The organism is Shewanella gaetbuli (assembly GCF_023284065.1).
In the GTDB taxonomy this organism is placed as follows: Bacteria; Pseudomonadota; Gammaproteobacteria; order Enterobacterales; family Shewanellaceae; genus Shewanella; species Shewanella gaetbuli.
Window position 1 is genome coordinate 67,923 of the sequence record NZ_JAKIKP010000013.1, and the last position, 12,574, is coordinate 80,496.

The window sequence follows — 12,574 nt, forward strand, 5'->3', positions numbered from 1 at the left end:
GATCTTATGATTACTTTACATACCAATTTTGGCGATATTTCTTTGCAACTCGATGCAGAAAAAGCACCTATTACTGCAGCAAACTTTATGAAGTATGTTGAAGAAGGATTCTACGACGGTACCATTTTTCACCGTGTTATTGATGGATTCATGATCCAAGGTGGTGGTTTTACTGAAAGCATGGATCAAAAACGTGGTAACGCCGCGATTCAAAATGAAGCCAGCAACGGATTATCAAACCGTAAAGGCACTATCGCTATGGCGCGCACATCTGACCCACATTCAGCAACAGCTCAGTTCTTTATCAATATTAATGACAACACCTTCTTAGACTTTAAGTCAGAAACAAGCCAAGGCTGGGGTTACTGTGTATTCGGTGAAGTTGTTGAAGGCATGGATATCGTTGAAAAAATTAAAGGCGTCGCTACTGGTAACCATGGTATGCATCAAGACGTACCTTTAGAAGCAGTCGTTATTCAAAGCGTTACAGTTAAATAATTAATGCGTACCGCCTTTGTGGGGGATTTGCACTTAAGTGCAGATCGCCCCGATATCACCCAAGCATTTTTACACTTTCTCAAGCACGGATTAGATAATGTTGAGTGCCTATACATTATTGGAGATTTGTTTGAGGTGTGGATGGGTGATGATATTGCCGAACCTTTCTCAAAAGAAATTGCCTCTGCCATTAAGCAAGTATCATTAACCATTCCTGTTTATTTTATCCAAGGTAATCGAGATTTTTTAGTAGGTAAAGCCTATTGTCAGCAAGCTGGAATGGTCTTGCTTCCTGATACCTATCAATCCAATTTATATGGTACTCAAACCGTTATTTTACATGGTGACAGCCTGTGTACTTTAGACGTTAGCTACCAACGATTCAGACGCTTTAGAAGCATTGGCATAGTACGATGGATATATGCGCACTTACCTCGACAAACACGGTTAAATATTGCAGCTAAAATTCGTAAGAAAAGCCAGCAAAGTAATCAACAAAAGCACTATCAAATCATGGACGTCGAACTTAGCGCAGTAGACAAGCTGTTACAACAAACAGGCTGCCAGCGTATGATTCACGGTCACACTCATCGACCTGCTATTCATGAGTTAAGCAATAATAAACAGCGTGTTGTAGTTGGTGACTGGTATACTCATGGCAGTGTGCTATATGTAAATAGTCAGGGTTGTGAACTGATTCAACTGCCTTTTAAAGATCAACAAACAGATCCCCGATAAAAGAACTCGGGGATGACGCATTTAAGTTCAATCCATTCCCCATAGGCATGAGCTTTAAAAACTCACTCCAAGAATCTCCATAACTACGTTGTTCTGATGAGACACATATTTAAGTTGTTCCAATAATGCCTATATAACACGTCATTCCGGCAATGCTTGTGAGCCGGAACCTGTAGTTAATCAAACCACTCTTTAAAAGCCACGGTTTAAATAAAGGATCAAGCCACTGGCGAACCACTGTGAAAACAAAAAGCTTCATCATCCGATAAAATCAACTCAGCTTCTTGCACTTTAAAATAGGCAATGCGTTCGCTAATATCTTCACCAGCAACATCTCGTGCCAATGATAAATAATCTTGATAATGCCTAGCCTCAGAACGAAGCAACGAAACATAAAATCGATTTAATTCATCATCTAAATGGGGCGCTAACTTGGCAAAGCGCTCACAGGAACGCGCCTCAATAAATGCGCCAATAATCAATTTGTCTACCATAGTGGCGGGTTCAAAGGTTCTTACATGGCTCATTAACCCCTTGGCATATCGTCCTGCACGCATATTGCGATATTCGATATTTCTAGCAGACATAATTTGCAGTACTTGCTCAAAATGATGAAACTCTTCTTTAATTAAGCGCACCATTTTAATCATTAAGTCTTCACTAATGGCTAGCTTTTCGCTTGGTACAAGGTCCGCGGTAATGTCATTTTTCTTAACATCACGCTGTAAAAACTGGTTAATATTACGATCTTTGTTATAAACAAAATCCTCATAGGGCTTTGCCCAAGCTAACAAGATATGTGAACTTTGCTTATCAATCGCATACTTGCGAATCATAAACATTGCCGTTTGAGCAGCTTTTAGCTCACAGTTACAATGATCAATTAATAATTCAGTTAATTGCTCTGGCTTTTTAGCTCGTTCAATCCAAGCATCGGGTGTTTCACATCCTAAAAAGTCATAAATTGGGGCTAAAAGTTGTTGCATTAATTACTCATTCATCCGAATTCAATATCGCTATGATACCTTTCAAGCAACCTTTTCTGAAGCCAATTGCGTATTACAACTTGACGAAACGCATTTTATGTTTAATAAATAGACTAAGCGCGGTTTAATTTTTGCGCTAAAGCAATCACCTTAAGTGGATAGACTTCAAATTGGGAATGAAGTCATTACTTAGCAATTTACTAGTCAATTTTGATAGTGCTAAGTATGTGTTGGGCTGATTAAGGCGATTGAAAAGAGCTGAAGTCAGTTCGTCTGTAGTTTGGCGAGCTTGTAGTTATGTGCTAAACAAGGATAACAATAATGATTCTAAATCACTTAATGGGTCTATACACTCACCCAAAACAAGAGTGGGAAACAATTGAAAAAAATCACGAAGCGCTAAAAAGCAGTTTAAGTCATGTGTTACTAATCGCCTTAATTCCGGCAATTTGCTCCTATTTCGCCACCGCACACATTGGATGGAATCCCGGTGCTGGTGAGCCTCTATTCCTAACAAGTCAAAGTGCTATGTTTATGTCTATTGGCATGTATTTTGGTTTAATTGGTGGTGTACTTGCCTTAGCATATCTCGCATTTTGGATGGGTAAGACTTTCGATGCGAACCCAACTTACACTCAAGCACTTGAACTTGCTGCATATACTGCAACACCTTTATTTATGGTAGGTTTTGCGGCTCTTTATCCGGTTTTGTGGTTTATTATGATGGTCGGCTTGGTTGGTTTAGCCTACTCTGTATATCTGCTCTATGCGGGTGTACCAATTATTATGAACATTCCTGAAGAAAAAGGCTTTATTTATGCTAGCTCAGTGGTCACCGCAGGGTTAGTTTTATTAGTCGCCCTTATGGCATCAAGTGTCATTTTATGGAGTTTAGGCTTTGGTCCTATGATGCAGTAACGATGCAATAACGGCAAATTGAGTCATCAAATTCCCATTAAAAAACCAGTCTCACGACTGGTTTTTTTAGGTTCATATTAAGTCTATAGGGTTACTTATACTTACGCATTACTAAAGTTGCGTTAGTACCACCAAACCCAAAACTGTTACTCATAATGGTATTCAGTTCGGTTTCACGAAGCTCGCGTACAACCGGAATATCTTTAGCTTGCTCATCAATATTTTCAATGTTGATGCTTGGTGCAATAAAGCTGTTTTCCATCATTAACAAGCTATAAATCGCTTCATGAACACCTGCAGCACCTAAAGCATGACCCGTTAATGACTTAGTTGACGCAACAGGTGGAATATTATCAGTAAACACGGTGCGTAATGCTTCAAGTTCACGCACATCACCAACCGGAGTAGATGTACCGTGTGAGTTAACATAATCAATTGGAGTATCAACATCGGCAAGTGCCATTTGCATACAACGCACAGCACCTTCACCAGATGGCGCAACCATATCATACCCGTCAGATGAAGCACCGTAGCCTATCACTTCTGCATAAATTTTAGCGCCACGAGCCAAAGCATGCTCTAGCTCTTCAACAACAACGATACCGCCGCCGCCTGAAATCACAAAACCATCACGGTCTGCATCATAAGTACGTGACGCTTTAGTTGGGTTATCATTATATTTAGTAGATAACGCACCCATCGCATCAAAGCCCATGGTAAGTGTCCAATCAACCTCTTCTGAACCACCAGCAAATACCATATCTTGCTTACCCATTTGAATAAGCTCAACAGCATGGCCAATACAATGAGCCGAGGTTGCACAAGCTGAGCTGATTGAATAGTTAACACCTTTGATTTTGAACGGCGTTGCTAAACAAGCACTAGCTGTACTAGACATAATACGAGGGACAATATAAGGACCAACACGTTTCACGCCTTTTGCACGTAATGTATCAGCGGCTTGAACTTGGTTTGATGACGATGCACCACCAGTGCCAACAACAATACCCACACGGTGATCTGAATACTGCTCTTCTGTTAAATTTGCATCAGCAATAGCTTCGTTCATTGCTATATAAGCATAAGCGGCTGCATCGCCCATAAAACGTAATGCTTTACGATCAATGTGGTCAGCTGGGTTAATTTTAATATCCCCCCAAACATGACTGCGCAGTTGCATTTCTTCAAACTGATCTGAATGGGTAATACCACTACGACCCGCTTTTAGAGAATCAGTTACTTCTTGCTTGTTATTACCGATACTTGAAACTACACCTAGACCGGTGATCACGACTCTTTTCATTATATTGATATCCATTTGGTAGATGTCGGCACTTAATTGCGGCCAATAATATCTGTTTTAGCGCTTTTAAGTGGTCAGCTTTCCATAAACACAGGTAAAATAATGCCAATTATTCCTGTATGAGTAAAATATTTTGAGTAAAAGCACCAATTTATTTAGCTTAAATCACTATAAACAACATTTAGTGACCTTAACTGAAACAACGTCACTAACCGAAATCGTCATCCACATAGGTCAAATTGGCTTAACTTCTGTGAATGATGTTCTAGTGGTCGTTGACGCTTTTACTCAAGCAAAACAACTTTCAGATAAATCAGAATCATTGCGGTTACATCTCAGCTTATTCAATCCAACAACCACAGCCGTTGAGTTAGAAGACTACGCTTCTGCGTTGATAAAAATCTTAAGTCAGTTTAACAACGAGATTATTATCGCACCTATAATCGGCTGCCAACGGGTTCATATTCAACAGGACATTGTTATCGACTTTTATTTGGGTAATATGCACTCGCTATTAAAAAGTGCTAGCAATATAAGCCAAATGATTCGACATTGGTTTGCATGCTCAAATACGTTAACGCCAAGCCAATCAGATCACATTTATCAGCAGGATTTACTTTGGCAACTCGGCCGACTAAGCAGCAATAATGCTCAATTCAGTTTTTACGATAAGCCTTTAGATACCAAAAATAACCAGCTGACCAAGGCTATAAAGCAGCTTGAATATACCGGTTTTTTGGTTGCAGATTTTTGCAGTGAATCTTTAAATGACGCCATTGCCTTAGATGAACGCAATGCCTTAAGGCAGCAATTACAACACGAATTCGCCTACCAAGGTCCGTTAAGCATCGATGTTAAACAACAAGCTCAGCACCCTAAATCAATTGGCATTATTGGTGGAGGTATCGCTAGCGCTTGTTTGGCGTTATCGTTAATTGAGCGTGGTCAACATGTTGTTTTGTATTGTAAAGACAATGCAATTGCTGACGGTGCATCGGGAAACAAACAAGGGGCTATATATCCTTTACTCACTCCTGAAAATGGCCCGTTAAGCCAGTTTTTTCAACATGCTTTTTTATATAGTCGTCAACGTGTTAATCATTTAATTAACCTCGGACATAATATTAGCCATGATTTTTGTGGCGTACTCCAAACAGGCTTTGATGACAAAACCACTACTAGGCTTAATAAAATTATTAATGGCCAACAGTGGCCTAGAAATATTGCTTATGCTGTTGATGCAAAAGCGGCAAGTAAACTTGCTGGAGTTGAGATTAATACTGCTGCTTTTTACTATCCTGCAGGAGGTTGGATTTGCCCTTATGAGTTTGCCAATGCTTGCTTAGCACAGGCAAAAGCATCGGGTAACATTGAAATTAGAATGAATTGTAAAATTGATGCTATTCAATCTAACGCCGACCAGTGGCAGCTATATTCAGCGAGTTTATCTAACGATAATCAAGCTAAATTAGTTGGCCAACATGCAAAATTAGTCGTCGCAAACGGAGCCCAGCTAACGGAATTCGAACAAACCACCAGCATTCCACTCAGTGGTTTTAGAGGTCAAGTGAGTCATGTACCCTCTCAAGGTGAACTCAGCCAATTAAAAACGGTAATTTGTGCTAATGGTTACTTAACCCCTGCTAATAATGGACAACATTGTGTTGGGGCAAGTTATATTAAAAATCCGCAAAACCTCGATTTTAGCCTTGAAGAACAACATCAAAACAGTCTAAAAATGCGCCAAAGCTTCCCTAATAGTCAATGGCCAGACGATATCGACACCAGTCATAACGAGGCAAGAGTCGGTATTAGAATGGTCAGTCGAGATCATTTTCCTGTTATGGGCATTTGCCCAGATATGGCAGAAATAAATCATCGCTACCAGCAACAGCTTGAAAGTAAAGACAAACCTAGTTTATGGCAAAGCTACTGGCAACAGACTCCTGCACCCATTCACCAAGGGTTATTTGTATTAGGGGGGTTTGGTTCCCGCGGGCTAAGTTCAGCGCCAATAGTGGCCGAAAGCTTAGCAGCGCAAATGTGCGGTGAAATATTACCCATAAGCTTACTCACCCAAACATTATTGAGCCCTAATAGAATGTGGATGCGCAAACTCTTAAAAGGTAAAGCAATCTAATGTTATTAATTGGCTCAAGTCTTTTTTAAAAGCCCATTATAAAAAGTCCTTTATAAAAAGACTGCTATAAAAAATGACCACATAAAAAATCGGCCTGATAATTCAGGCCGATTTCATATCAATACTTTTAGTGTTCTATGACTTAGTGCTTCATTAAAGCATGCAAGCAACAGGTTACATTTTAATCAAAGTACGCTGCTTAGCGCTCCAATCTAAATGATACTTCTCACCTGCTGGCTTATCGGTACGTTCAAAAGTATGTGCACCAAAAAAGTCTCGTTGACCTTGTAATAAATTAGCCGGTAGGGTTTCACAACGATAGCTGTCGTAATAAGCAATAGCTGAACCAATACAAGGTGCAGGAATGCCTTGCATAACTGAGGCCGCCACTGTTTTACGCCAGTTTTGTTGCTTCGCCGCCAAAGACTCACTAAAACTCTCAGCTAATAGTAAATTTTCAAGACTAGCATTTTGCTCATAGGCCTGAGTAATTGATTGCAAGAACGTCGCACGAATAATACAGCCTGCACGCCAAATTTTTGCAATTTCAGCAAAGTTTAATGACCAGTTTTGCTCTTTAGCTTCCATCGCCATTAATTGGAAACCTTGGGCATAACAACATACTTTGGCGCAATATAAGGCATCTTCTAATGCGTCAATAAACTCATTTTGTTCTGTTTGGCTCAAACACTGTTTTTCTGGCCCCACTAAGGTTTTACTGAGTGTCACACGTAATGGCTTTTGGGTGCTAATGGCACGAGCATAAACCGCTTCAGCAATGGTCGGGGCTGGACAACCAATTTGCAAACTACTCACCGCTGTCCATAAACCAGTACCTTTTTGGCCTGCTTTATCAAGAATAAGTTCAACTAATGGCTTGCCTGTTTCAGGGTCTTGTTGCTGTAAAACTTCAGCACTAATGCCCATTAAGTAACTGTTTAAGCTGCCTTGATTCCAACGCTTAAATATTTCGCCGATATCATATGTAGATAAGCCTAAACCTTCATGAAGCAATTGATAAGCTTCACAAATTAACTGCATATCAGCATATTCAATGCCGTTATGCACCATTTTTACATAATGGCCTGAGCCCGCAGGGCCAATATAAGTCGTACAAGGTTCACCTTCGGTGACAGGGTTACCCGGTTCAAAACGCTCAATGGGTAATCCTGTTGCGCTATCAACTTTAGCTGCAATAGCTTTCCAAATTGGCGCAACATATTTCCACGCAGATTCATCACCACTTGGCATTAATGAAGGGCCAAAACGGGCCCCCACTTCACCACCAGAAACAGCTGAGCTAAAGAATTTGAATTTACCTTTATAATGCGCTTCGCGTTTAACCGTATCAGTCCATAAACTGTTGCCGGTATCAATCACAATATCTTCGCTAGAAATGCCACTTTCAATTAAGGTATTGCAAATCCCGTCAACAATTTTGCCAGCAGGAACTGAAAGCACAATCACTTTTGGCGAAACCAACTTATCAAGCATTTCTGAAAGATTATTACAGGCTACCATTCGGGGAGCTAAGCCTTCTTTTCTTTCATGATGTTCTTGCTCAAGAGCCGCATTGATTTTTGCAGTGTCGACATCAAATGCGGCGACATGATAGCCATTATCGGCAATGTTTAAAGCTAGATTTTTGCCCATAACGCCAAGACCGATAACGCCGACGTCAGACAATTTAGTGTGGTGAGTCATTAGATTTATTTTCCACAAGGTCACAGAGATTTATCGCGTTTCGCGAACCCATATGGACAGATATTATAGCGATTTTTGTAACTAAATTACCAGTCACATTGTTAATTCATTGCTATATACATAACCTAATGATGAATTTAAAAGCCTAATTTACTGTTTTAGAGGTAATAAAAAGCTGCTATCTACAAGCAGCTTGCTCAATTAATAACCCGACGATTTAATTAATCACTAATTTGTTTAGCTAACGAATCTGCATAACCCATTCGAGTTAAGGTATTTCTTACAATATCCAGGGTCTGAGGATCTTCGATAGTAGCAGGAACAGTAAACTCTTGATTATCAGCAATTTTACGCATGGTTGCCCGTAATATTTTACCTGAGCGAGTTTTAGGTAACTTAGGTACTGCACTCACTAATCTAAATGAGGCTACGGGGCCAATTTCTTGTCTAACTAAGGAGAGTAACTGATTGTGTAACTCATCGTCAGATAAATTCACCCCGTTTTTCAACACCACCATACCCAGTGGCACCTGCCCTTTTAGTTTATCTTGCACTCCAATAACCGCGGCTTCAGCCACAGCGGAGTGTTGACATAACACTTCTTCAAATCGCCCTGTAGATAATCGATGACCGGCCACATTAATAATATCGTCAATGCGGCTCATAATATAAAGGTAACCATCTTCGTCTAAATAGCCTGCATCTCCAGTGAGATAGTAGCCTGGATACATGGATAAATAACTATCAACATAACGCTGATCATTTTGCCAAAGCGTGGTTAATGTTCCTGGCGGCAATGGTTGTTTGATCACCACGTTACCACTTTCGTTGGCGCCGACTTTCTCTCCCATAGCATCAAGTACTTCCACTTGATAACCCGGTACTGCACGAGCCGGTGATCCAGGTTTCACCTCAATAGGGTCAACTCCCATTAAATTAGCGGCAACTGGCCACCCCGTCTCGGTTTGCCACCAATGATCAATTACCGGCTTACCTAACATTGACTGACTCCAGTTCAAGGTGTCAGGGTCACACCTTTCTCCGGCTAAAAACATTTGCTTTAAACAAGATAAATCGAATGATTTCAATAGTGCCCCTTCGGGGTCTTCACGTTTAATAGCTCTAATCGCAGTAGGTGCAGTAAAAAAACTTTTTACACTTTGTTGTTGAATGATACGCCAAAACGCACCTGCATCAGGTGTACCAATGGGCTTGCCTTCATACATAATGGTTGTCGCCCCCACTAATAAGGGGCCATAAACTATATAAGAGTGACCCACAACCCAGCCCACATCAGAAGCTGCCCAAAATACTTCGCCTTCGCCAACATCGTAAATATTTTTCATTGACCAACAAAGTGCCACGGCATGACCGCCATTATCTCGCACCACCCCTTTAGGTTGGCCAGTTGTACCAGAGGTATAAAGTACATACAAAGGATCTGTGGCATTAAGTGGTAGGCAGTCAGCATTAGCGGCATCTTTCAAACTAAACTGCCAATCAGCATCTCGAGGTGAGTGCAATGTTGCTTGATATTGTGGTCGCCCTAAAATCAAACAATGCTCAACCTGATGAGTAGCCTGTTCAAGGGCTTCATCCAATAAGGGTTTATACGGAACAACACCAGAGGGCTCGATACCGCAAGATGCTGACAAGACCAATTTTGGCTTAGCATCATTAATCCGCGTGGCAAGCTCATTGGCGGCAAACCCACCAAACACCACAGAATGAATAGCCCCAATTCGCGCACAAGCTAACATAGCGAAAGCCGTCTCAGGGATCATCGGCATATATATCACCACCCTGTCGCCTTTTTGAATCCCCTTACTTAGCATGTAGCCTGCCAAACGACTGACCTGAGCTAACAATTCATTATAAGTAATAGTGTACTGGTTTTGAGTGACAGGACTGATGTAATTGATAGCAACCTGTTCCCCTCGCCCAGCGTGAACATGTCGGTCTACCGCATTAAAACAGGTATTCATTTTGCCATCGACGAACCAACGATAAAAAGGTGGCTTAGATTCATCTAAAATGCAGTTCGGTTCAGTGTCCCACGAAATCAATCTTGCAGCTTGTTGCCAAAATGAACGTGGATCGGCAATCGACTGTTCATGCAATGACTTTCCTACATCAGTCATAATGGTTCTCCTTTTGCTTTCTCAGTCTGATTATGAACAGAATTCAAGCAAATCAACTATTAGACCAAGGGCTAAGTCCTTATAATAGACTGGGTTTTAAAAATTCTTTCTTTGAATTCCTCAGGATATCCTATAAAAAATAAACTTTAAAATTCATCAATATAACCAACAAAGTTAACAAAGGTGGCAATACAGATTAACAGTTGAGAAATAGTTTATTCACCTCAAACTTTACCTTTACGTAAACTTCATATATCTTTCACCAAAAGAAACTACAACGGTGAGATGATGAACACGACTGTCAGCACTCAAAATACATATTCAATCAGCGATTTATCAAAAGAATTTGATATTACAACTCGCAGTATTCGCTTCTATGAAGATCAAGGGCTAATTAAGCCAAAACGTCGTGGTCAAACGCGTATATACAGTATTAAAGACCGTGTCAGATTAAAGCTGATTCTTCGCGGTAAACGCCTAGGGTTTTCATTAGCCGAAACGCGTCGTTTATTCGAATTATACGATGCAGACAAATCAAGCACTTCTCAGCTCAACACTATGTTGCAATTAGTCAGCGACAAAAAAGCCGCTTTGCAACAACAAATGGACGACATAAAAGTTGTATTAATGGAGCTTAACTCTGCCGAACAGCAATGTAAGGCCGCATTAGAATTAGATAAATAACCTGTTTAAACAATAGGGCTTAAGCTCAATCTTAAGCCTGATAATAACAATACAAAAAATAATAAAGTTAACTAGCCTTAGCCGCTAATAAAAACGTTAACACAATAATAATTAAAACTATTTTAAAGACATGCCAATGGCTCCAAAACGCAAAATAGCGTGGAGTTTAAAACAACAATTCAACAGGACACAAACCATGAGCGATCTATATAGCAGCCTTAACTTCGGCTTAGGTGAAGACATCGATATGTTACGCGACGCAGTTCGTAGCTTTGCCAGCAACGAAATTGCCCCCATAGCCGCCCAAGTAGACCATGACAATGAGTTTCCAAATCATATGTGGCCACAGCTGGGCGAAATGGGGTTATTAGGTGTCACTGTGCCAGAAGAGTTTGGCGGTGCGAACATGGGATATCTGGCTCACGTTATTGCCATGGAAGAAGTTTCTCGTGCATCGGCCTCTATTGGCCTAAGTTATGGCGCTCACTCCAACTTGTGTGTAAATCAAATTAATCGCAATGGAAATGCGCAGCAAAAAGCCAAGTACCTTCCAAAACTGGTTAGTGGTGAGCACATCGGTGCATTAGCAATGAGTGAGCCAAATGCAGGCTCTGACGTAGTTTCAATGAAGCTTCATGCTAAAAAGCAAGGCGACAGATATATCCTAAATGGCAATAAAATGTGGATCACCAATGGTCCAGATGCCCACACTTACGTCATTTATGCCAAAACAGATTTAGACAAAGGCCCTCACGGCATTACCGCCTTTATTGTAGAACGTGGATTTAAAGGTTTTACCCAAGCTCAAAAGCTCGACAAGTTAGGTATGCGTGGCTCTAACACTTGTGAATTAGTGTTTGAAGACTGTGAAGTGCCAGAAGAAAACATTCTTGGCGGCCTGAACAACGGCGTAAAAGTGTTAATGAGTGGCCTAGATTATGAACGAGTCGTATTGTCAGGTGGCCCTCTGGGCATTATGCAAGCCTGTATGGACATCGTTGTTCCTTACGTCCATGAGCGAGTGCAGTTTGGTAAATCGATTGGTGAGTTTCAACTAGTTCAAGGCAAAATTGCCGACATGTACACGGGTATGAATGCGGCAAAATCTTATGTCTACAATGTTGCCCGCTCGTGTGACCGTGGAGAAACAACCCGTAAAGATGCTGCCGGTGCCATTCTTTATAGTGCAGAGTTAGCGACCAAAATGGCGTTAGATGCCATTCAACTTCTTGGTGGTAATGGCTATGTCAACGAATACGCGACAGGCCGTTTATTACGCGATGCCAAACTTTATGAAATTGGCGCAGGCACGTCAGAAATTCGCCGCATGCTAATCGGTCGCGAATTATTTAATGAGTCTAAGTAAGTGGTTACTGCAGCGTTAAGTGATAACTGTGTCCTTAACGCTGAGTGTGGTGGTACAAAACTGATAAATATAATCACCCTATCACCGTAAAACTGA

General features: G+C 40.9%; 9 protein-coding genes and 1 pseudogene. 6 read left to right on the top strand and 4 right to left on the bottom strand.

The features are described from left to right. Window positions 1–6: 6 nt before the first annotated feature. Entirely contained in the window at window positions 7–498 is a 492-nt protein-coding gene (locus tag L2672_RS14750) for a peptidylprolyl isomerase (protein ID WP_248996604.1), read from the top strand. A gap of 3 nt (window positions 499–501) precedes the next feature. After that, a complete protein-coding gene (locus L2672_RS14755; protein WP_248996605.1) occupies window positions 502–1,236 on the top strand; it encodes a UDP-2,3-diacylglucosamine diphosphatase in 735 nt (244 codons plus the stop codon). Window positions 1,237–1,454: 218 nt separating this feature from the next. Here L2672_RS14755 and miaE read toward each other — a convergent pair whose 3' ends face one another. Beyond that, window positions 1,455–2,222, bottom strand: a complete 768-nt coding sequence (gene miaE / locus L2672_RS14760) for a tRNA isopentenyl-2-thiomethyl-A-37 hydroxylase MiaE (protein ID WP_248996606.1) — start codon at window positions 2,220–2,222, stop codon at window positions 1,455–1,457. 321 nt (window positions 2,223–2,543) lie between these two features. Here miaE and L2672_RS14765 point away from each other — a divergent pair, with 321 nt between their 5' ends. Continuing rightward, window positions 2,544–3,140, top strand: a complete 597-nt coding sequence (locus L2672_RS14765) for a Yip1 family protein (protein ID WP_248996607.1) — start codon at window positions 2,544–2,546, stop codon at window positions 3,138–3,140. 91 nt (window positions 3,141–3,231) lie between these two features. On the opposite strand, the gene fabB is transcribed toward L2672_RS14765, so the two are convergent. After that, on the bottom strand, window positions 3,232–4,443 hold the full coding sequence (gene fabB, locus L2672_RS14770; protein ID WP_248996608.1) for a beta-ketoacyl-ACP synthase I: 1,212 nt from the start codon (window positions 4,441–4,443) through the stop codon (window positions 3,232–3,234). Between the two features lie 895 nt (window positions 4,444–5,338). On the opposite strand from fabB, the pseudogene mnmC1 reads away from it, so the two are divergent. Next, a pseudogene (gene mnmC1 / locus L2672_RS17395) lies at window positions 5,339–6,583 on the top strand (FAD-dependent 5-carboxymethylaminomethyl-2-thiouridine(34) oxidoreductase MnmC1); the annotation flags it as partial. A gap of 174 nt (window positions 6,584–6,757) precedes the next feature. Here mnmC1 and gndA read toward each other — a convergent pair. Continuing rightward, entirely contained in the window at window positions 6,758–8,287 is a 1,530-nt protein-coding gene (gndA, locus tag L2672_RS14780; RefSeq protein ID WP_248996610.1) for an NADP-dependent phosphogluconate dehydrogenase, read from the bottom strand. Window positions 8,288–8,508: 221 nt separating this feature from the next. Continuing rightward, window positions 8,509–10,428: a propionyl-CoA synthetase gene (locus L2672_RS14785; protein ID WP_248996611.1), complete on the bottom strand. Its 1,920-nt coding sequence runs from the start codon at window positions 10,426–10,428 to the stop codon at window positions 8,509–8,511. Between the two features lie 288 nt (window positions 10,429–10,716). Here L2672_RS14785 and L2672_RS14790 point away from each other — a divergent pair, with 288 nt between their 5' ends. Both L2672_RS14790 and L2672_RS14795 read left to right on the top strand, forming a co-directional pair. Further along, window positions 10,717–11,112, top strand: a complete 396-nt coding sequence (locus L2672_RS14790) for a MerR family transcriptional regulator (RefSeq protein ID WP_248996612.1) — start codon at window positions 10,717–10,719, stop codon at window positions 11,110–11,112. A 196-nt stretch (window positions 11,113–11,308) separates the two neighbouring features. Further along, the gene (locus L2672_RS14795; protein ID WP_248996613.1) at window positions 11,309–12,478 is read left to right on the top strand and encodes an isovaleryl-CoA dehydrogenase; all 1,170 of its coding nucleotides are present in this window, start codon (window positions 11,309–11,311) and stop codon (window positions 12,476–12,478) included. Window positions 12,479–12,574 lie beyond the last annotated feature (96 nt).

What these genes read in the sequence shown, in the direction of transcription:
- L2672_RS14750 (WP_248996604.1), top strand. Translation starts at nt 7, where the DNA reads ATGATTACTTTACATACCAATTTTGGCGATATTTCTTTGCAACTCGAT.
- L2672_RS14755 (WP_248996605.1), top strand. Translation starts at nt 502, where the DNA reads ATGCGTACCGCCTTTGTGGGGGATTTGCACTTAAGTGCAGATCGCCCC.
- miaE (WP_248996606.1), bottom strand. Translation starts at nt 2,222, where the DNA reads ATGCAACAACTTTTAGCCCCAATTTATGACTTTTTAGGATGTGAAACA.
- L2672_RS14765 (WP_248996607.1), top strand. Translation starts at nt 2,544, where the DNA reads ATGATTCTAAATCACTTAATGGGTCTATACACTCACCCAAAACAAGAG.
- fabB (WP_248996608.1), bottom strand. Translation starts at nt 4,443, where the DNA reads ATGAAAAGAGTCGTGATCACCGGTCTAGGTGTAGTTTCAAGTATCGGT.
- gndA (WP_248996610.1), bottom strand. Translation starts at nt 8,287, where the DNA reads ATGACTCACCACACTAAATTGTCTGACGTCGGCGTTATCGGTCTTGGC.
- L2672_RS14785 (WP_248996611.1), bottom strand. Translation starts at nt 10,428, where the DNA reads ATGACTGATGTAGGAAAGTCATTGCATGAACAGTCGATTGCCGATCCA.
- L2672_RS14790 (WP_248996612.1), top strand. Translation starts at nt 10,717, where the DNA reads ATGAACACGACTGTCAGCACTCAAAATACATATTCAATCAGCGATTTA.
- L2672_RS14795 (WP_248996613.1), top strand. Translation starts at nt 11,309, where the DNA reads ATGAGCGATCTATATAGCAGCCTTAACTTCGGCTTAGGTGAAGACATC.